Raw genomic sequence first — 18,929 nt, forward strand, 5'->3', positions numbered from 1 at the left:
CAGTGATTCACGGCCGGGGGCCAAACGGGGCGAGCAGATGACGCGACGACGGGAGTTCGTGCGGCTCGCGAGCGGGGCCGGGCTGGCCGGCCTCGCAGGATGTCCGGGGCGGTTCGGTGGGGGAGAACGGAACAGTGGTACCGAGACAGGGACCGACGGGACGGCGACCGAGACATCCATCGAGGCCCCGCCGCCGACCTGGACGACCGGACGGAAGTTCGGCGTGGCGACGGTCCCCGACCACGGGAGCGACGACCCCTCGCGGGTGTGGGCGACGTTCACTCGGGGTGCCGTCACCGAGGTCCGGTTCCCACGCGTGGACCTGCTGAACCTCCGGACGCTGGAGTTCGTCGTCGTCGACACCGAAGCGGGGACCGCCTGGCGGACTCACGAGCCCGATCGGACGACCCCCGACGGCGTCGACCGCTCGACGACGCTCGCCACCGACCGCGCGCTGGTGTACGAACAGGCGTTCTCCCCGGCCGAGCGCGACGGCTGGGAACTCACCGCCGAGTGGGTGACAGACCCCGAGCGGGACGCGTTGCTCGGCCGGATCGACTTCGACGGGGCCGCTCGCCACGAGGTGTACGCGCTTGCCCGCACCGCCTGCTCGCAGAGCGCCGGCGCCGACTTCGGCCGGCGGGTCCCGACCGCCGCCGGCTACGAACTCGCCGCCTGGGACACCGACGCAAACGACAGCCAGCACGTCGTCCGGGAGGACGGCGACAGCTACGAGGTGGCGCTGGGGCTGGTCGCCGACAGCGGGTTCAGCCGTGCCAGTGCGCTCGCACCCGACGACGGCCAGGCGCTCGCCGAGGCCGGCGAGTGGACGAACAGCGCCTCCGTGGAGGGCGTCGTCGACCTCGCCGGCCGACTGGTGACCGGCAGCGGCCGGGCCCACCTCGCGCTCGGATTCGCGACCGGCCGCGACCAGGAGACCGCCCGCGGGACGGCCAGGGCGGCGCTGGACGCCGGCTACGACAGCGCCCGCGAGGCCTACGTCTCGGGCTGGAAGTCGTATCTCGGCGAGGTGACCGTCCCCGACAGCGTCGCCGACGAACCGGACCTGACGACCCAGTATCGGGCCGCGGCGATGGTCCTTGCCGCCGTCGAGGACAAGACCTCCCTCGGCGGGGGCATCGCCAGCCCGTCGGTCCCCTGGGGCTCTGCCGTCGGCGCCGTGACGCCCAGCGACTACGGGTACAACTTCGTCCGGGCGCTGGACCGCTACCAGTCGTTTACCGCCCTGCGAGCGATGGGCGACATCGAGGGCGCCCGCCGGGCCGTCGAGTACGTCTTCGAGTCCCAGCAGCGCGACGACGGCTCCATCCCGCAGAACACCTTCGTCGACGGTCGGCCCCGCTTGCGTGGCGAGCAACTGGACGGGGCGGCGCTCCCGCTGGTGATGGCCTATCAGCTGGCCGACCGTCACGGGCTGGGACTCGATTCGGTCGACTACAGCTACGCTCAGCTCGGAGCCGTCGCCGACTACGTGGTCGACAGCGGCCCGGCGACGGGCCAGGAACGCTGGGGGGAGGAGAGCGGCTACTCGCCGTCGACCATCGCCGCCGAGATCGCCGGGCTGACCTGCGCGGCTGTGCTGGCCGCCGACGCGGGCGAGCGAAGCGACGCGCTGGTGTGGCTCGCCACGGCAGACGAGTGGGCCCGCTCGGTCGAGGACTGGTGTGTGACGACGACGGGCGCCGACGGCCACGAGCCGCCCTACTACATGCGGATCAACGACGACACCGACCCGGACGACGGGGCCGATCTGGCCCTCGCCAACGGCGGGCCGACTCTCGACGAACGTGCGGTCGTCGACGCCGGCTTCCTCGAACTCGTCCGCCTGGGGATCCGCCCGGCCGACGACCCTATCATCAGAAACTCCGTCTCGGTCGTCGACGAGACCATCCGCCGGGACACCCCGAACGGCCCGGCCTGGTACCGCTACACCGGCGACGGCTACGGGGAGCAGGCCGACGGCTCGCCCTGGCGGAGTTCGGGCCAGGGGCGGCTCTGGCCGCTCCTCACCGGCGAACGCGGCGAGTACGAACTCCGCCGCGGCACCGACTCGGGCGAACTGACCCCCCGGACCCTCCTGTCGACGATGGCCGCCTTCGCCAACGAGGGATGGATGCTCCCCGAGCAGGTCTGGGACCGCGAGGAACCCACCGAGTACGACTGGATGTTCGGCGAGGGCACCGGTTCGGCGACGCCGCTGTCGTGGTCGATGGCCCAGTACGTCCGCCTGGCCCACGCCGTCGACGCTGGCGAACCGGTCGAGACGCCCGCCGTCGTCGCCGAGCGGTTCGGGACCGAACGGGACCGGCCCTCGCTGACCGTCGGCGAGTTCCCGACGACGACCGAGGACTCGCCGCTCCCGGTGGAGGTGATCACCGACGCCGCCGAACTGCTCGTCCGGAGCAAAGACGAGACCCGGCGCTTCGAGCCCGACGGCGAGCGTCTGACCGTCGAGGTCCCCCTCTCGGGCAGCCACAACACCGTCACCTTCGTCGCCGCCGACGACGCCGGGGAGATCGTCGACGCTGCGGTGGCGATCGAACGGCGGACCGTCACCGACCGCGGGGAGTAGGGACAGGACGAGGCTCTCTGGCTGTCAGCGTCGGGTCACAGAGCTGTCTCCGAAAGCGCGTCGACCCTGTTAGAGCCGCCAGCCGCGCAGGAAGGCCACTGCCACGCCGCCCACCGAGAGTGCGAAGGGGATCGAGAGCGCCCGGACAACGAGCACGGGCGCGGCCGTCGCGGCCGCCGGAACGCCGACCACGATCGCGAGTCCGCCGCTCAACAACACGTCGTACGCGCCCAGACTCGCCGGGATCGGGACGGCGCTCGCGGCCTGCGGGAGCGGCACCAGCGCCACGATGGGCAGGAGTGGGACCACCGTCCCGGTGCCCGACAGCGCCAGCCAGATCGCCGCGGCGGTCAGGAACTGTTCGAGGACGCCGCCGGCCGCGATCAGCGCGAGCAGCCCCGGTCGGTCACGGAAGCGGACGATCCGGGTCCAGAACCGGTCGAGGGCGGCCGCGACGGCCGAGCGGTCGTGTGGGTCCTCGCGGTACCGCGCCGAGACGAACCCGACGACCGGGGCAAGCAGTGCCACGAGCGCCCGCGAGAGCCGGTCGCGGCTCCACAGCAGGGCCGCACCGACAGCCAGCAGGCCGACGAGCGCCGCACCAAGGACGGTGACGACGACGCGGGCGTCCGGCGTCCCGACGAGCAACAGGAGCGCGAGGGTCGTCGAGACGAGCAACTGCGTCCCGGACTTGACGTACTTGGCGACGCCCCGGACCCCCAGCGCCTCGCTGTAGCTGGTGTCGGTGGTGACGCCGATAAAGCGCGCCATGATCGGCTCGGAGCTGACCGGCCCGGCGGGACTGAGCGTGTCGAAGAAGTCCCCGGCGAGCGCGAACTGGACGCTCTGGCCGCCCGAGAGCCCGTCACCGAGCGGGCGGATCGACGCCCAGACGCCGACGGCGTCGGCCAGGCCCTCGGCGACGACCAGGGCCGCGACGGCGGCGACCGCCCAGGGAGCGATGGCACTCGCACGGGCGAGGACGGCATCGGAGCCGACGACGGCGAGATAGCCGGCGAGTGCGACGGACCCCAGCGTCGCGCCGAGGACGAACCGCACGACGGGGCGGCGGGGAGCAGTCATACCCGGCACACTCACCTACGTACCGTTGACGGTTTCTATGATCGATCGGTGTGTCTACGTTCGACACAGTAGCCGGGGGAGCGGCCGGTCACTCGACTGGCGTGACAACGATGTCCTCGACCCCGAGGCTGTCGTCGGTCGTCACGTCGGTCTCGGCCAGCAGATCCCGGCCGGTCACGTCGGCGGCCAGCGAGACGGTCGCCGGGTCGGCCCCGAAGTTCAGGACCACGACGAGGGTCTCTTCGCCGTCCGAGCGGCGGTAGGCGACCACGCTCTCGGGGTCGCCCTCGTCGACGGTGACCTCGACCGGGTCGACGCCGGGCGCGCGCAGAGCCGGGTGGTCCTGACGGAGCGCGACCAGACGGCGGTGGAAGTCGGTGAGGTCGCTGTCGCCGTCGTGCCAGCGCATCGTCCCGCGCTGGTCCTCGACGCCGCGTTCCTGGCCGTAGTAGATCATCGGCGCGCCCGGTACCGTGAACGTCGCTCCAACGGCGGCCCGGAGCGGGGCGACGCCACACTGGTCGCGGTAGCGGTCCTCGTCGTGGTTCTCGACGTAGCGCATGTGGACTGCCCGATCCGGGTACCCACGGACTTCGGACAGTTCGAGCGCGTCGAAGACGGCGGTGGCGGGCTCCTCGCCGCGACCGATCGAAAGCAGCGTCTCGTAGAAGTCGGTGTCGTAGTGTACGTCGAACTCGTTCTCCCGGAAGTCGGCCTCCCGGGGGACCGTCTCGTCCAAGAGGAGGAAGTCGCTGTCCTGGGCTTTCACGCGCTCTCGGACCTCCTTCCAGAAGCCGTGGGGAACGCCCCAGGCCACGTCACAGCGGAAGCCGTCGACGACACCGGCCCACTCGTCGACCACGTCGAGCATCCACTCGCGGACGGCCAGGGAGTCGTAGTTGACGTTGGGGATGCGCGTCCAGTTGAAGTACAGCCCCGGGGCGTCGTCGCCGGCCCAGTCGATGTCGGAGGTGTCGGCCTCGGCCGGGACTCGTTCGTAGTGGTCCTCGTAGCCGGGCACGCCCGAGCGGTGGAACTGGAAGGCGGGGTGGTCCCGGGAGGTGTGGTTGATGACCAGATCGAACACCACCGAGATCCCGGCCTCGTGGAGCCGGTCGACCAGCGACTCGAACTCCGCGCGGGTCCCCAGGTCGCCCGCGGTGTCGAACAGGTCCGTGATGTGGTAGCCGTGGCGGGTCGGGCTCTGTGCGACCGGCGTGAACCAGACGGCGTCGACGCCCAGCGACTCGATGTACGGGACCCGCCGCTCGATCTCGGCGAAGGAGGTCTCGGCGATGTCGCCGACGAACTCCCGGACGAAGATCTCGTAGATCGTCGCGTCGCCGGCCCAGTCGGGAGCGTCGGCCGGCCGGTGGACCGTCCCGTCGCCGCCGAGTTCGAGCGTGTCGGCGACGCTGTGGTGTTCGGCGGCGGCGACCGCGTGGACGCGTGCGCCGTCCGGAAGGGCGGCGAGGGGCGCGCGGAGTTCGTCATCGTCGACGATCACGTCCGCCTCCGTGAGCGCGTCTCGGTCGTCCAGGTGGAACTCGACGACGGGGTCGCTGCCGTCGGGCGCCGCCTTGGAGTCGGCACTGACGACCAGCTCGTCGCCCGCGACGCGGGCGTCGAGTTCGATCCGTGGCCGACCGGGCCCTTCGACCGTCACCTCGTCGGTGGCGTAGGGATCGAACTCCCCGTCGAACGCGAAGATCACGCCGTGGGTCCCCGGCGGGAGTTCCGTCTCGAAGACCCACTCGTCGCCGTCCCGCTCGGCCCAGTGTTCGCCCATCGTGAAGTCGTTGAACTTCCCGATGACGACGGCCTCCTCGACAGCTGCGAGGTCGGCCTCCTCCCCCTCGATCTCGGCGTCGGTGACGCTGAAGCGGACCCGTTCGGTGTACCGCGCCGGGAACGCTCGTACCGTCTGGGAGTGGGTCCCGTCGGGCGCGGTCAGTTCGGCGCGGTAGGTGCCAGGGTGGTCCGGTTCGAGGTGGACGACAGGTCCCTCGTCGATCGTGACGGCGCTGTCTTCGGGTGTCTCGGTGAGCGTCCAGCGGTAGGTGGCGTCGGGGTCCGGCGCGCGCGGCGCGAGTTCGACGGACTCGCCGACGTGACAGAACCGGGGCGGACCAGGATGGTGCATATGCCCACCGTACACAGTCGGGTAATTGGGTCTTTCGCCGGATGGCTCGAAGTTGAAAAGTGAGAGGTACGATTTCGTAGAACTTTTGTACTCGACCGTCGTTTCGTCGTCAGAGGCCGTTGCCGGCCAGCGGCGAGACGACGTGTTCTCCCGGAGCCACTGGTGTACCGCGGTATATCATAAACGTACCTTACCCATCGAATGATTTAAGTTGTGAAAGACTATTTCATCCATTATCGATCCATGACAATGGACCGCAGAACAATCCTCAAGCAGCTCGGTGGCGTCAGCGTGGCAGCGACTCTGGCTGGGTGTAGCGTGCAACAACAGGACGGCGGCTCCGGTGACGGTGGGTCCGGAAGCAGTTCCGACGGGAGTGACGGGTCCAGCGACGGGTCCAGTGACGGTGGGTCCTCGACAGACAGTCAGGGACCGGCCGGCACCGCGACCGCCTGGTGGTCGCTGAGTGACAGCGAGAAGGCGATCCGGGAGGGCGCCGTCAGCACGTTCAACGAACAGAGCCAGCACACGATCGAAGGGTCCGACATCTCGGACCTCCAGAAGAAGACCTCCAGTGCTATCCCGGCCGGTCAGGGCCCTCACATCTTCGACTGGGCACACGACTGGGCCGGCAACACCTACGAACAGGGCTTCACCGTCGACCAGAGCGACCAGGTGTCGATCAGCCTCGATCAGTTCACGACGACGGCACAGAACGCCGTCCAGTACGAGGGCAACCTCGTCGGCCTGCCGTTCGGTGCCGAGACGGTCACGCCGATCGCGAACATGGACATCGTCGACTCCGTGCCCGAGAGCATGGACGAGATGATCTCGATCATGGACGACTACCACGACCCCGACAACGGTCAGTACGGGCTCTCGTACCCGTTCGACCCGTACTTCTCCAGCGGGTTCCTGCAGGCTTTCGGCGGGCACTACTACGACCCCCAGGCCGACGAGCCCCTGGGTGTCAACTCCGACGAGGTCGTCCGAGGGCTGGAGTACGCCCTGGAGAACCTCCGTCCGTACATGCCGAACGACCCAAGCTACGAGCCACAGGCCGCGGCGTTCAACGAGGGCAACGCCGCCTTCGCCATCAACGGGCCGTGGTCGCTGGCGACGTTCAGCGACAACGACATCGACTACGAAGTGTTCAGCTTCCCCGAGATGGAAGAGGGGACACAGAGCCCCTACACGGGCATCTCGGTGTGGTACTTCGCCAAGCCGATGGAGGAAGGCGGCGCCGACGCCACGGCGGCGCGGGACTTCGTCGAGTGGTACGTCACCAACGAGGACCACCTCAGCATGCTCGCCCAGGAGCAGGGCGCGATCCCGGTGCTTGACAGCCTCGTCGGCAGTTCGGACCTCCCGGCGGAAGTGCAGGCCTACTCCGAGTCGGCCGGTCAGGGGACTCCGATGCCCAGCGCACCGCGCATGGACGATGTCTGGGACCCGGTCGGCAACGCACTGACCAAGGCGTTCAACGGCGACGCCAGCGCCCAACAGGCACTGGACACGGCCGCCTCGGAGATCCGCAGCAACTGGGAAGGCTAGAGGACACTCATGAGTACAGTTTCACGCGTCGCACGCCGCGTTGAGAACGTTCCCTTCCTCGATCGGGAAGACACGTCGCTGTTGCTCGTCTTGCCAGGGCTGTTTATCTTCTCGGCGTTCATGCTGTTCCCGGTCGTCTATCTGGTCGGCATCTCCTTTACGAACGCAGAGCCGGCGAACCTCTTCGCCGGCGAGGGAGCGTTCGCGGTTCTGACGTTCGGCGAGGCGACGTTCGTCGGTCTGGAGAACTACGCGAACGTGTTGACAGACCCCGAGTTCTGGAACTCCTTCGGGGTGACCTGGCTGTTCGTCGCGACGAGTGTCGTCCTCAAGATCGTCACGAGCCTCTCGATCGCGCTCGTGGTCACGAGCGACCTCGTTCGTGGGAAGCGCTTGCTGCGGTCGTTCATCATCTTCCCGATGGGCCTGCCGCCGATCTTCGTCATCACGGTGTGGCGCGGCATCTTCAGTTCGGCCCAGTTCGGCCTGATGAACCAGCTGTTGACCAGTTTCGGGTTCAGCGCCGTCTCCTGGCTGTCGGGCCGGTGGACCGCGTTCATGGCCTACAACGTCACGGAGGCGTGGCTGGCCTACCCGTTCATGGTCATCATCACCGTCAGTGCGCTCCAGGACGTGTCCGAGGAACTCCACGAGGCCGCCGTCGTCGACGGCGCCGGCTTCGTCTCCCGGTTCGTCCACGTCACGCTGCCGTCGATCAAACGGCCCGTGCTGTTCGCGACGATCCTCACGTCGGCGGCGTCGTTCCAGCAGTTCCTCATCCCTTACGTGTTCAACGACGGGGGACCCGCCCGGGCGAACGAACTCATCGTCGTCTACGGTTACCGCGAGGCGCTGCAGTTCCAGGAGTACGGGCGCGGTGCCGCGATCAGTATCGTCGCGCTCGCCTTTATCGGCGCGTTCATGTGGCTGAACGTCAAGAAAGGCCGGCTGGCTGACGGGGTGAACGACTGATGGGGCTGTTCTCGAACATCACGCGCAAACTCACCGAGGACGCGCTGAACATCGCCCGCACGCCGGTCGAGACACTCCGGCAGTGGAAGTACACGGTCGAGGCGGTCCAGCGCGGCGAGGTGCCCGCCTCGGAGGTGCTGCGCGTCATCGTCTCGACGATCGCCGCGACGGCGATGGTCCTGGCGCTTTTGTTCCCGATCTACTGGATCTTCACCGCGGCGATCTCCGGGTCGGGTGCGTCGCTGTACACGTCCGACAGCATCACGCTGATCCCGCCGAACCCGACGGTGAAACCCTTCATCTGGGTGGTCGGCGATGTCGGCATCCCGTCGCTGGCGATCACCGTCGCCATTCCGCTGACGGATCTGGCCTTCGTCTTCGAGACGCCCGGCATCAGCTTCCTCGACGCCTCCGCGTTCGGCGTCGACCGCCCGTCGAGCTTCAAGCGGTTCCTCTGGAACAGCGTCACGGTCGCGATCCCGACGGTGTTGATCGCGATGGGGTTGGTCATCCCCGCGGCGTACGCGCTCTCGCGCCGCGAGTTCCTCTTCCGGCGGAAGATCCTGTTCCTGTACGTGTTGATGACCCAGGTCGGCGGCGGACTCGGCGTCGCCCTGCTGATCGGGATGTACGCGATCTACGTCCAGTTCGGCATCAACGACAACAAACTGGCGCTCGCGGTCTACTACGCCGCGACGGCGGTGCCGTTCAACACGTGGCTGTTGAAGACCTACATGGACGGGATTCCGGTCTCCTACGAGGAGGCCGCCGTCGTCGACGGCGCGCCGCCGTGGCGCGTGGTCTGGGAGGTCATCCTCCCGATGTCCGCGGCCGGGCTCGCGACGGTGTTCATCTTCACCTTCCTGACCGGCTGGACCGAGTTCGTCGTCGCCCAGACGCTGCTGGGGACGGAGAACTACACCCTGCCGGTCGGGCTCTACTCGCTGGTCGACGAGTACTCGATCCCGTGGGCGCGTTTCTCCGCGTTCGCGCTCACGTTCGCGACACCGATCATGCTCGTCTATCTGTTCGCCCAGCGCTACATCGAGGGTGGACTCTCCTTCAGCGGCGTCGAAGGCTGACGCCGCCCGCTTCTCTCCGCTCACCCGAGCCGTTCGGTGACGCGCTCGATATCCGCGGTGTCGTTGACGTTGTGACACCAGCCGTCGAGTTCGACCGTCTCGACGCGGTGGCCCGCTTTGACGAGGAGATCGACCGCGTCGGTGAGTTCGTACTCGCCCCGATCCGACGGTGTGAGCAGGCGACAGGCCGGCTCGACGGTCGGCTCGACCACCTGGAAGCCCCGGACGACGAGCGTCGACGGCGGGTCGTCCGGCTTCTCGACGAGCCCCGTGACCCGGCCGTCGTCGGTCACGACCACGCCGGTCTCGCGGGCCCGCTCGCGCGTGACCGACTCCACCAGCAGCGTCGCGGCGGCGTCGGTCGCCCGGTGGCGGTCGACGACCCTATCGAGGTCGGCCCGGCAGACGTTGTCCCCGTTCAGGACGACCGTGGTCCCGCCGAGCGGGAACGCCCGCCGGAGCGCGTGGCCGGTCCCGAGTTGCTCGTCTTGGTGGACGTACTCGACGGGGACGCCCCGATAGCCGTCGCCGTAGTGGTCGATGATATCGCCGGCTCGGTAGCCCACGACGACGGTGAGCCGTTCGACACCGACCGACAGCGCGGTGTCGAACACGTGCGAGAGCAGCGGTCGCCCGGCGACCCGAACGAGTCCCTTCGGCGTGTCGGCTGTTAGGGGCCGAAGCCGTGTTCCCGACCCGGCCGCGAGTACGATGCCGTCCATAGCAGACAGTGGTACCGGTACCGACAAAAACGCCGTGCCCACCGTCGTTCCGGCCCGTCTGCGCGGCGACATATCGTCGACGATCACGGGCGAACGGAGGCGACCGGCCTGGAACGTCCGGATATGTACGTGACAGTTCCGGTATGGTTCTGTGGGTCGAGACGAATGATTAAGTAGTACCACGAAGTATAGATGGGTGGTGTTGGGGAGAGAGTACTCGGACCGTGCCTCTGACAGCCCTCGTCCGGGAGCCCTCCGACACCGCTTTCGACCGTCGGGCGGGTGGCGATGCTCGCTCGGCACGGCAGACGCGACCCTGTCACGCGCCGACGGGGAGTTCTTTCACGCTCTGAAACCACTGAGCGCCTGTTAAGGGGGAACCGGGCGTATCGGCGTGTATGAGCACCGACAACGGCACAGTGTACCTGCTGCAGGACGACGCCGACGGGTGGGCGAGCCCGGGGCCTGCAGACGAAGTCATCACCGACGCGGTGCTGGCGGCGACGGACCTCACTGTCGAGGAGATCGGCGACATCGACGGCTACGTCGACGAGACGGCGCTGCGACGCGTCGTCTCCGACGGCGGTGAGCCCGAGACGTTCGCCGTCGAGGGACACACCGTCACCGTCTCGGCCGACGGCCTGGTCGACGTTGCGTAGGGCTGGCCCGAGTAGCAGTTCGTCTCGGTCGCGCACGCGAGAAGATGCGAAACGTGCAGCCACAGCGGGACCCCACCAGCTTTCATCCCGGCCCGCGATGCGTGAGCTATGACACGCGTCGCACTCATCGCTCACGACGACGAGAAACCCGAGATGATCGACCTCGTCCGGAGCTACGAGTCGCTGCTCTCGGAGTTCGACCTCGTCGGGACCGGCACGACGGGCCAGCGGATCATGGACGAGACCGACCTGGAGATCGAGCGCAAACAGAGCGGACCGCTGGGCGGGGACATGCAGATCGGCGGCGAGGTCGCACAGGACGAGATGGACGCTATCGTCTTCCTCCGGGACCCCCACACCGCACAGCCACACGAGCCGGACATCACGGCGCTGTTGCGCATCTGTGACGTACACGACGTACCGCTGGCGACGACGCGGACCTCGGCGGAGTACATCCTGGACGGACTCGCCGCGGACCGGGCCGACGACTGAGCGGGTCGCTCGCCCGGTCAGGTGTGGTCGGGCCGGCTCTCGTAGGGGATCGGGTCACGCTCGCCCAGTCGCTGGAACGCCGCCAGTCGGAAGGCACAGGCGTCACAGGTGCCACAGGCGGGTTCGTCGCTGCGGTAACAGCTCCAGGTGTCCGCGTAGGGGACCCCGAGGTCGAGGCCGCGCTCGGCGATGTCGGTCTTCGACCACTCGACGAACGGGGCCTCCAGTGCGATCTCCGTCTCGGGTCTGGTCCCCACGTCGACGACCGACTGGAACGCCTCGAAGAAGGCCGGCCGACAGTCCGGGTACCCCGAGAAGTCCTCGCTGTGGGCGCCGATGAACACGGCGCTCGCGCCGCTGGCTTCGGCGTAGGAGACGGCCATCGACAGCAGGTTCGCGTTCCGGAACGGAACGTACGAACTGGGGATCTCCTCGCTGTCGGTGTCGGCGTCGGCGACGGCCAGCCCGTCGTCGGTCAGCGAGGAGCCGCCGATCTGCTGGAGGTGGCCCGTCTCGACGTGGAGGAAGTCGGCGGCGTCGACGTGGCCGGCGAGCGCTCTCGCACACTCGTGTTCGCGCTGTTCGGTGTTCTGGCCGTAGCTCGTGTGCAGCAGGTACAGGTCGTCGTACCCGCGAGTCTGTGCCTCGTAAGCGGCCGTGGCGCTGTCCATACCGCCGGAGGCCAGCACCACGGCGCGGTCGTCGTGGGTCGTGTGGTTGTGTGACATTCGTATCGGGTCGGGAATCAGGTGCCCGGCGCGTCGTTCCAGAGCGTGACGTGGAGCCGGGGCGTGTACCGGTAGCCGTGTTCCAGCGCCAGGTCGGCGACGACGGGGCGGGTCTCGTCGAGTCGGTCCCGGGTCCGTCCTTCCGGCATCAACAGGACGCTGTCGTCGGGGACCGGGTCGTCAGCGGCAGCGCGGACCCGCTCCAGCAGCGCCTCGATCTCGCTCATGTCCTCGGGGCCGGTGACGACGAACTTCAGTTGCGTCTCGTATCGTTCGACCAGCGCCGCGAGCGCGTCCACGTCGAGGCGCCGGTTCTCGTGACGCCGTGCCCACTCGCCCTCTCCCTTCGGGTCGCGGTCGGGCGTCGGTGTACTGGAGGCCAGTTTCGGGCTGACGCTGGCTAGATCGATCGGGGCGTCCGGGACGATCGTCCCGTTGGTCTCGACGGTGGTGTGATACCCCCGGTCGGCCAGTCGGTCGAGCAGGTCCGCGCTGGCGTCGTGGACGAGCGGTTCGCCGCCGGTGAGGACGACGTGGTCGGCGTCGTACCCCGCGACGGCGTCGAGGAGGTCCTCGATCGCGTACCAGTCGCCGGTGGGCTCCCAGGAGGTGTGATACGAGTCACAGAACCAACACCGGAGGTTACAGCCGCTGGTCCGGACGAACACCGACGGGGTGCCGGCCAGCCGACCCTCGCCCTGGAGCGAGCAAAACAGCTCGTTGATCGGGAGGGCGTCGGCCGTCTCCGCGGACGCGGTCGCCACGCCCTCCAGCGCGTCGGCGTCACTCGCGACGGGCATCAGCGGGTACAGAGCTCGCCGGTCTCCCGGACCGTCACGGCGATCTCGGAGACGGTGTCGGGCAGCCGATCGGCCAGTCGCCGTTCGAGGACCGTCGCCATGACCTCCGCCGTCGGCGGCCGTTCCAGCACGACGACCGCGTCGCCGTCCCCGCTTTCCTCGAAGGCGTCGATCAACGGATCGCCCGCCTCCAGCAGGAACCGGTGGTCCCAGGCGTCGATCGCGTCGGTGACTTCCCCCTTGTCGACGACCCAGCCCTCGTCGGTCAGATGGCCGGTGAGCCGGACCGTCAGTTCGTAGTTGTGCCCGTGCGGGCGCGAACACTTCCCGTCGTGGTGCATGAGGCGGTGGCCCGCCGAGATTCTGATGGGGCGGTCACCGCCGACGACGAGAGTCCGCTCGCCCGCGTCGGCGATCGGATCGGAACGCGATACTCGCTGGGTCATACCACAGGATTATCCGAGGCGGGGATAAATCGATCGGACCGGCGTAAGGGATAGGGTGGTGGAGCCCGGAGAGAGTAGTGTGACAAGACGTGCCGTGGAAGACGGGTTCGAGCGGTATCTCTCGGACCTCGTCGACGAGACCTACGCGGCGTTCGACGTGGCAGCCGTCCTCCGCGGGTCCCGCGGTGGCGGGAGCAAAGCCGTGAGCAAGCTGTTGAAGAACAGCCGCCCCCTGGAGCGCCACGTCGTCCGCCCGAAACTCAGAGAGTATCAACGCGAGATCATGGCTCAGTTCGAGCCGGTGCTCGACTACGCCGCCGACTCCGAGGCGACCTTCGAGGCACACGCCGACGAGGTGCTGGCTCGGGACATCTACTGGAACTCGCTGGCCGACAGCATCAGAGGCGACCGGCGCGAACAGATCCGCGAGACGCTGCTGGCCCGCCAGCGGACCTTCGGCGACGACATCGCACCGCTGATCGCGGCCGACAGCGACGAGTTCTGGCCCGCCGTCGCGGAGGTGTACGACTACGAGGCGGCCATCGACATCGTCGAACGCCACTTCGAGTACAGCACGCCCCTGCGCGAGCATCGGGACGCGTTCGTCTTCGAACTGGAGATCGATCCGGGCGAGGTGCTGGGCGGGCTCGCCAGAGCGCTCCCGTCGCTCCAGGTCGAGTTCACCGACGAGGCGCTGCGCTCGATGCGGCGGGCCGAACAGCGGGTCATCCCGGAGGCTAAATCCGACGTTGAACACGTCTTCGAGGAGTGAGCGACCGCCCCGGCGCGGCTGTCCGGCGCCGCTGGCGAGCGTGTCGAATGGGGGGATGGTACACGCCGACAGCGGCGTGCACCGACGGACAAGGCAATCGGTGGTATTGGTGGACGAGGCACCGCTCTGGCACGGAGTGTGCCTCGTGGCTGACTGACGACGGCAGGGACGGTCTGGGTACAGTGGTATCGAGCCCCGCGTGTGGGGCAAGTCGTCGGGGGACAGGTGTCCGACGATGGGATACGAGTCACAGCCCGTTCGCCTGCCATCCGACTCGACTGGCCGAGACAGTAAATAACCTACGAAATATGTTATTTTCAGACCGAGTAAATAGTTCCGGTCACGGGCCACCGGCTCGGTCCGAGCGGGGGAGTATTGAACGCGGCCGGCCAAGCGACCGTATGGCACCCGAGCACGTCCTCGTCCCCCTGGACGGGTCGCCGCTGGCCGACGCGGCGCTGACACACGCACTGGAGACGTTCGACTGTCGCGTCACCGTCCTGAACGTCGTGACACCGCTCGACGACGGGATGAGCGAGGGCGGCGTCGTCGGCGCCGGCGAGCGCCGCCAGCGGCAGGCCCACGACCGTGCCCGGACGCTCGTCGATCGGGCCAGGACGGCGGCCAGCGCGGCCGATCGAGACGTGGAGACGGCCGTCGAGACCGGCGACCCGGCCGAGACGATCCTCGCGTTCGTCGACGGAAACGCCGTCGATCACGTCGTCATGGGCGGGCACGGACGGACCGATCCGTCCCTCGTCGACCGACTCCTCGGGACCGTCGCGACGGCCGTCGTCAGCGAGGCGCCGGTGACCGTCACCGTCGTCAGGTAACGCCCAGCGCGGTCGCGAGCACGCGATAGAGGCCGAAGCCGATGCCGACCGACGTGCCGAGCGTCAGCACCCAGAACGTCAGCGTCACGCCGATCTTCCGCCGGGAGACGCCGGTCGATCCCGCCGCGAGTCCGCCGCCGATGACCCCGGAGATGATGATGTTGTTGAACGAGATCGGGATTCCCAGCGCGATCGCCACCTGTGCGATGACGAACCCGGGGACCAGCGCCGCGATCGATCGACGGATTCCCAGCTGTGCGTACTCCCGCGAGGTCGCCTGGAGGAGCCGCGGCGCGCCCATCCACGCGCCCGCGAGGATCCCGCTCGCACCGATCGCCAGCAGCGCGACCCCCGGCAGCCCCAGTTCGACCCGGTAGAGGTTCTCCAGGGGCCCGGTGGCCAGTCCCACCTGACTCCCGCCACTGGAGAACGCGACGACGCTCCCCAGTGCGACCAGGAACGTCTTCACGCCGCGGTCGATCGAGTCGAGCGTCCGGCGGCGGATGAACGCGAACCCGCCGAGTGCGGCGAGCAGCGTCGCCGCGAGCACGTCCAGTTCGAGGCCGGCGACCGCCGGCGTCGTCACGAACCGTCCGAGAAAGCCCGCCAGCGACGCCTGTGTCTCCCCCGGCGCTGCGGGGATGACACTCAACTGGACGTTGGCGACGATCCCGCTGACCACTGCCGCCAGTGCCGGGACGCTGACAGTTTCGGGGATATCGTCCCGACGCAACAGCGTCGCCGTCAGGTACGCCAGCCCGCCCGAGACCGGCGGGACCAGGACCCAAAACAGGAGGATCTCCCGGTACGTGTCGTACACCGGCGCCCCGCCCAGTGAGAGACCGACGCCGACCATCGCCCCGGTCGTCGCGAAGGCCGCCGGGACTGGATAGCCCGAGTACACCCCGAAGGCCATGAACGCCGTCGCGGTCAGCAGGCCCGCCGTCGCGGCAAGCGAGGTGATCGGCTCTCCCGCGATCAGTCCCGACCCGACCGTCTCCGAGATGCTTCCCCCCTGGGTGAGCGCGCCCAGCGCGGCCAGGATTCCGATGAGAAACGCCGCCCGCATCGTCGAGATGGCGTTGGCGCCGATCGCCGGGGCAAAAGGCGGCGAGTTGCTGTTGGCACCCAGTGCCCAGGCGGTTCCCAGCCCCGTCAGCGTCGCCAGGCCGACCAACACCCAAAAGCCCAGCGTCGCCATCACGGACCCACCCTGGTGACGCAGTCGAACCTGTGTTCCATTGGCGTGCTATTCGGCCGCCGGGCGAAAAGCGTTCGTGCCGTGAGGCCCCATCCCGATAGGCTAAAGGGCGACACCACAGAACGCACGTACACAGGGGCCCTTAGCTTAGTCTGGTTAAAGCGATCGGCTCATATCGTCGGCGGGCCTCCGCTGGCGTGGGAAACCGATTGAGCGCTGGTTCAAATCCGGCAGGGCCCATCGAACACCCCGAGCGAAGCGAGCGTGTGTGAGAGAACTGCCGGATTTGAACCCCGGCAGACGAACGCAGTGAGTCTGCAGACGGTTCACAGTCCGGCAGGGCCCATCCAGTTCCGCCGTCACGACGAGACGCTCACCCTGACAGGTGACAACCTCACCGTTCTGGACCACGATCGAGAGTGAGCACCGATCACGGCGTCGCAGCACAGGGAACTCGGGATGTGGTGACTCCCGGACGAGCCATCGTTCGAACACGGACTGCCTGGTGCTCGGATCGGATTTATGGAGATAAGTAGGACAAATATAAAAACATATTCGAAGATTTATCCAAATATGTGGTTGTAATCGGGGTTATAGTATCGTATATGCGTTCGAAAGAAAGAAAAGCCGTGGTATGTGTCCCTATATACAAGATTGAAATATAAAACTCGAAAATTGGCTATCGATCTCTCACGAGGTCCGACTACTGAGGATTTCGTGACGAAATCGGATTTATTCGGATCCGAGTTAGCGTTCGCTCGTAGCTATTCCAAATAAATAACGGAAGTACGTGTGTTATCCATATCGGTCTGTGCGGATCTGTTGGCGGGCGATGGAATGGTTTTTTATTGTCGGGCCCAAGGACGGAGGTATGGGCATGTCTCAACAGTCCACTGATGTCGCACACTTTCAGGTCGAGAACATCGGTGGAATCGGCGAGACCAGCGTCGACATCCCGCCGGGTGTGACGGTTCTCACGGGCAAGAACGCGACGAACCGTACCTCGTTTCTCCAGTCGATCATGGCGGCGATGGGGAGCGACCAGGCGACACTGAAAGGCGACGCCGACACGGGCAGTGTCGAACTGTCGATCGGCGGCGAGTCGTACGAACGGCGGCTGAAACGGACCGGCGGCACCGTCCAGTTCGAGGGCGAGAGCTACCTCGACGATCCGGCGGTCGCGGACGTGTTCGCGTTCCTCCTGGAGACCAACGAGGCACGCCGGTCGGTCGCGCGCGGCGACGACCTGCGCGAGATCATCATGCGACCGGTGGATATCGACGAAATAAAGCGAGATATCCGGCAGCTCGAAGAACAAAAAGGCGAAATAAACGACGAAATAGCCAAGATAGAGTCGAGAAAGCGGGACCTTCCCGACCTCGAACAGCGACGGGGCGATATTAGAGACAGTATCTCCGAGAAGCGAGATCAGCTAGCCGAAAAAGAAGACGAAATCGACTCGAACAGTCGCGATATCGAGGAGAGTCGGAAAGAACAGGAAGAGCTTGAAGCGAAGCTCGACGAACTCCGGTCGACACGGTCGGATCTGGAGTCGGTTCGTCGCCAGATCGAGACCCAGGAGGAGAGCATCTCCTCGCTACAGCAGGAACGCCAGGAGCTCGACTCGGAGCTCGCGGAGCTGCCCGAGACGCCGATGGGCGAACACCAGCATCTCGACGACGAGATCGGCCGCCTGCGCGAGCAACGCCAGTCGCTCAACACCGAGATCTCCGACCTGCAGAGTCTCATCCAGTACAACGAGGAGCGCCTCGAAGAGGGGGACTACGGCGTCGTCCAGTCGCTCGACGACGAGCAGGAGGCGACGGCCGACGCCGTCACCGACCAACTGCTGGCCGACGACGAGGAGTCGGTCGTCTGCTGGACGTGTGGCTCGACGGTCGAACGGGAACAGATCGAGGAGACGGTCACCCGGTTGCAGGACCTGCGCCGGGAGAAAGTCGAGGCGCTCAACGAGCTCAAGTCCGAACTGGACGACCTCAAGAGCCAACAGCGCGAGGCCGAACAGCAACAGCGGCGCCGTGACGACGTTCAAGGACAGATCGAGGACATCGAGACCGAGCTAGAACGGCGCGAGGAACAGATCGAGTCGCTGAAAGAGCGCCGCGAGTCGCTCACCGACGAGGTCGAGTCCCTAGAGACCGAAGTCGACAACCTCGAATCCGAGGACTTCGACGACATCCTCTCCCTGCACAAGGAGGCCAACCAACTGGAGTTCGAGATCGACAGTCTGGAGTCGGACCTCGATTCGGTCACCGACGAGATCGAGGAGATCGAGGCGATGCTGGACCGGGCCGACGACCTCCGGGCCGAGCGTGACGAACTGGTCGACCAGCTCACCGACAAGCGGACGAAGATCGACCAGATCGAGGCCGGCGCCGTCGAGGAGTTCAACGAGCACATGGACGCGATCCTCGACATCATGGAGTACGAGAACCTCGAACGGATCTGGATCGAGCGGGTCGAACGGACCGTCCGTGAGGGGCGCCAGAAGGTCGACAAGACGGCCTTCGAGCTCCACATCGTCCGGACGACCGAGAACGGGGCGGCCTACGAGGACACCATCGAACACCTGAGCGAGAGCGAACGGGAGGTGACCGGACTCATCTTCGCGCTGGCGGGGTATCTCGTCCACGACCTCCACGAGATCGTGCCGTTCATGCTGCTCGACTCGCTGGAGGCGATCGACTCGAACCGGATCGCCGAACTGGTCGAGTACTTCTCGGACTACGCACAGTACCTCGTCGTGGCGCTGCTGCCCGAGGACGCACAGGCGCTGGACGAGGAGTTCCACCGCATCACGTCGATCTGACTCAGTAGCCTTTTGGCGC

16 protein-coding genes and 1 tRNA gene are annotated in these 18,929 nt (G+C 67.1%); 10 read left to right on the forward strand and 7 right to left on the reverse strand.

What is annotated here, in order from left to right; translation table 11 throughout:
* Positions 1-37 precede the first annotated feature (37 nt).
* The gene (locus P1L40_RS10965; protein WP_284006978.1) at positions 38-2,593 is read left to right on the forward strand and encodes a glycoside hydrolase family 15 protein; all 2,556 of its coding nucleotides are present in this window, start codon (positions 38-40) and stop codon (positions 2,591-2,593) included.
* Positions 2,594-2,662: 69 nt separating this feature from the next.
* Here P1L40_RS10965 and P1L40_RS10970 read toward each other — a convergent pair whose 3' ends face one another.
* Together P1L40_RS10970 and P1L40_RS10975 are read right to left on the reverse strand one after the other, a co-directional pair.
* Positions 2,663-3,676, reverse strand: coding sequence for a lysylphosphatidylglycerol synthase domain-containing protein (locus tag P1L40_RS10970; RefSeq protein WP_284006980.1), 1,014 nt, complete (start codon positions 3,674-3,676; stop codon positions 2,663-2,665).
* A gap of 88 nt (positions 3,677-3,764) precedes the next feature.
* Complete coding sequence (locus P1L40_RS10975) at positions 3,765-5,819, reverse strand: alpha-amylase family glycosyl hydrolase (protein WP_284006981.1); 2,055 nt, start codon at positions 5,817-5,819, stop codon at positions 3,765-3,767.
* Positions 5,820-6,062: 243 nt separating this feature from the next.
* Here P1L40_RS10975 and P1L40_RS10980 point away from each other — a divergent pair, with 243 nt between their 5' ends.
* Genes P1L40_RS10980 through P1L40_RS10990 form a run of 3 tightly spaced genes read left to right on the forward strand, consistent with a single transcriptional unit; the run spans position 6,063 to position 9,427 of the window.
* Positions 6,063-7,373 carry an extracellular solute-binding protein gene (locus P1L40_RS10980; RefSeq protein WP_284006982.1) on the forward strand — a complete coding sequence of 437 codons (1,311 nt, stop codon included), beginning with the start codon at positions 6,063-6,065 and terminating at the stop codon, positions 7,371-7,373.
* Positions 7,374-7,382: 9 nt separating this feature from the next.
* Positions 7,383-8,345, forward strand: a complete 963-nt coding sequence (locus tag P1L40_RS10985; protein WP_284006983.1) for a carbohydrate ABC transporter permease — start codon at positions 7,383-7,385, stop codon at positions 8,343-8,345.
* Positions 8,345-9,427, forward strand: a complete 1,083-nt coding sequence (locus tag P1L40_RS10990; protein WP_284006984.1) for a sugar ABC transporter permease — start codon at positions 8,345-8,347, stop codon at positions 9,425-9,427. The genes P1L40_RS10985 and P1L40_RS10990 overlap by 1 nt, the downstream gene beginning before the upstream one ends.
* 20 nt (positions 9,428-9,447) lie before the next feature.
* Here the strand turns inward: P1L40_RS10990 and P1L40_RS10995 are convergent, their stop codons facing one another.
* On the reverse strand, positions 9,448-10,149 hold the full coding sequence (locus P1L40_RS10995; protein WP_284006986.1) for a sugar phosphate nucleotidyltransferase: 702 nt from the start codon (positions 10,147-10,149) through the stop codon (positions 9,448-9,450).
* Between the two features lie 398 nt (positions 10,150-10,547).
* Here P1L40_RS10995 and P1L40_RS11000 point away from each other — a divergent pair, with 398 nt between their 5' ends.
* Positions 10,548-10,808 carry a hypothetical protein gene (locus P1L40_RS11000; protein ID WP_284006987.1) on the forward strand — a complete coding sequence of 87 codons (261 nt, stop codon included), beginning with the start codon at positions 10,548-10,550 and terminating at the stop codon, positions 10,806-10,808.
* 108 nt (positions 10,809-10,916) lie between these two features.
* The gene (locus P1L40_RS11005; protein ID WP_284006988.1) at positions 10,917-11,300 is read left to right on the forward strand and encodes a methylglyoxal synthase; all 384 of its coding nucleotides are present in this window, start codon (positions 10,917-10,919) and stop codon (positions 11,298-11,300) included.
* A gap of 17 nt (positions 11,301-11,317) precedes the next feature.
* Here P1L40_RS11005 and queC read toward each other — a convergent pair whose 3' ends face one another.
* Genes queC through P1L40_RS11020 form a run of 3 tightly spaced genes read right to left on the reverse strand, consistent with a single transcriptional unit; the run spans position 11,318 to position 13,274 of the window.
* On the reverse strand, positions 11,318-12,028 hold the full coding sequence (queC, locus tag P1L40_RS11010; protein ID WP_284006989.1) for a 7-cyano-7-deazaguanine synthase QueC: 711 nt from the start codon (positions 12,026-12,028) through the stop codon (positions 11,318-11,320).
* 17 nt (positions 12,029-12,045) lie between these two features.
* Entirely contained in the window at positions 12,046-12,828 is a 783-nt protein-coding gene (locus P1L40_RS11015) for a 7-carboxy-7-deazaguanine synthase QueE (protein WP_284006990.1), read from the reverse strand.
* Complete coding sequence (locus P1L40_RS11020; RefSeq protein WP_284006992.1) at positions 12,828-13,274, reverse strand: 6-pyruvoyl trahydropterin synthase family protein; 447 nt, start codon at positions 13,272-13,274, stop codon at positions 12,828-12,830. The genes P1L40_RS11015 and P1L40_RS11020 overlap by 1 nt, the downstream gene beginning before the upstream one ends.
* 79 nt (positions 13,275-13,353) lie before the next feature.
* Here P1L40_RS11020 and P1L40_RS11025 point away from each other — a divergent pair, with 79 nt between their 5' ends.
* Together P1L40_RS11025 and P1L40_RS11030 are read left to right on the forward strand one after the other, a co-directional pair.
* On the forward strand, positions 13,354-14,046 hold the full coding sequence (locus P1L40_RS11025; protein WP_284006993.1) for a hypothetical protein: 693 nt from the start codon (positions 13,354-13,356) through the stop codon (positions 14,044-14,046).
* Positions 14,047-14,447: 401 nt separating this feature from the next.
* Positions 14,448-14,879, forward strand: a complete 432-nt coding sequence (locus P1L40_RS11030; RefSeq protein ID WP_284006995.1) for a universal stress protein — start codon at positions 14,448-14,450, stop codon at positions 14,877-14,879.
* Here P1L40_RS11030 and P1L40_RS11035 read toward each other — a convergent pair.
* Positions 14,872-16,080: an inorganic phosphate transporter gene (locus P1L40_RS11035; RefSeq protein ID WP_284006996.1), complete on the reverse strand. Its 1,209-nt coding sequence runs from the start codon at positions 16,078-16,080 to the stop codon at positions 14,872-14,874. The two genes, P1L40_RS11030 and P1L40_RS11035, sit on opposite strands and share 8 nt — an antisense overlap.
* A 136-nt stretch (positions 16,081-16,216) precedes the next feature.
* Here P1L40_RS11035 and P1L40_RS11040 point away from each other — a divergent pair.
* Positions 16,217-16,320: transfer RNA gene (locus P1L40_RS11040), tRNA-Ile, on the forward strand.
* Positions 16,321-16,951: 631 nt separating this feature from the next.
* Positions 16,952-18,910 carry an archaea-specific SMC-related protein gene (locus P1L40_RS11045; protein WP_284006997.1) on the forward strand — a complete coding sequence of 653 codons (1,959 nt, stop codon included), beginning with the start codon at positions 16,952-16,954 and terminating at the stop codon, positions 18,908-18,910.
* Positions 18,911-18,929: the final 19 nt, after the last annotated feature.

Source organism: Haloarcula pelagica (assembly GCF_030127105.1).
In the GTDB taxonomy this organism is placed as follows: Archaea; Halobacteriota; Halobacteria; order Halobacteriales; family Haloarculaceae; genus Haloarcula; species Haloarcula pelagica.

Excerpts from the sequence above, each read along its gene's own strand:
- P1L40_RS10980 (WP_284006982.1), top strand. The coding sequence starts at position 6,063 with ATGACAATGGACCGCAGAACAATCCTCAAGCAGCTCGGTGGCGTCAGC.
- P1L40_RS11005 (WP_284006988.1), top strand. The coding sequence starts at position 10,917 with ATGACACGCGTCGCACTCATCGCTCACGACGACGAGAAACCCGAGATG.
- queC (WP_284006989.1), bottom strand. The coding sequence starts at position 12,028 with ATGTCACACAACCACACGACCCACGACGACCGCGCCGTGGTGCTGGCC.
- P1L40_RS10965 (WP_284006978.1), top strand. The coding sequence starts at position 38 with ATGACGCGACGACGGGAGTTCGTGCGGCTCGCGAGCGGGGCCGGGCTG.
- P1L40_RS11045 (WP_284006997.1), top strand. The coding sequence starts at position 16,952 with ATGGGCATGTCTCAACAGTCCACTGATGTCGCACACTTTCAGGTCGAG.
- P1L40_RS11015 (WP_284006990.1), bottom strand. The coding sequence starts at position 12,828 with ATGCCCGTCGCGAGTGACGCCGACGCGCTGGAGGGCGTGGCGACCGCG.
- P1L40_RS10970 (WP_284006980.1), bottom strand. The coding sequence starts at position 3,676 with ATGACTGCTCCCCGCCGCCCCGTCGTGCGGTTCGTCCTCGGCGCGACG.
- P1L40_RS11020 (WP_284006992.1), bottom strand. The coding sequence starts at position 13,274 with ATGACCCAGCGAGTATCGCGTTCCGATCCGATCGCCGACGCGGGCGAG.
- P1L40_RS11035 (WP_284006996.1), bottom strand. The coding sequence starts at position 16,080 with ATGGCGACGCTGGGCTTTTGGGTGTTGGTCGGCCTGGCGACGCTGACG.
- P1L40_RS10975 (WP_284006981.1), bottom strand. The coding sequence starts at position 5,819 with ATGCACCATCCTGGTCCGCCCCGGTTCTGTCACGTCGGCGAGTCCGTC.
- P1L40_RS11030 (WP_284006995.1), top strand. The coding sequence starts at position 14,448 with ATGGCACCCGAGCACGTCCTCGTCCCCCTGGACGGGTCGCCGCTGGCC.
- P1L40_RS10995 (WP_284006986.1), bottom strand. The coding sequence starts at position 10,149 with ATGGACGGCATCGTACTCGCGGCCGGGTCGGGAACACGGCTTCGGCCC.
- P1L40_RS11000 (WP_284006987.1), top strand. The coding sequence starts at position 10,548 with ATGAGCACCGACAACGGCACAGTGTACCTGCTGCAGGACGACGCCGAC.
- P1L40_RS10990 (WP_284006984.1), top strand. The coding sequence starts at position 8,345 with ATGGGGCTGTTCTCGAACATCACGCGCAAACTCACCGAGGACGCGCTG.
- P1L40_RS10985 (WP_284006983.1), top strand. The coding sequence starts at position 7,383 with ATGAGTACAGTTTCACGCGTCGCACGCCGCGTTGAGAACGTTCCCTTC.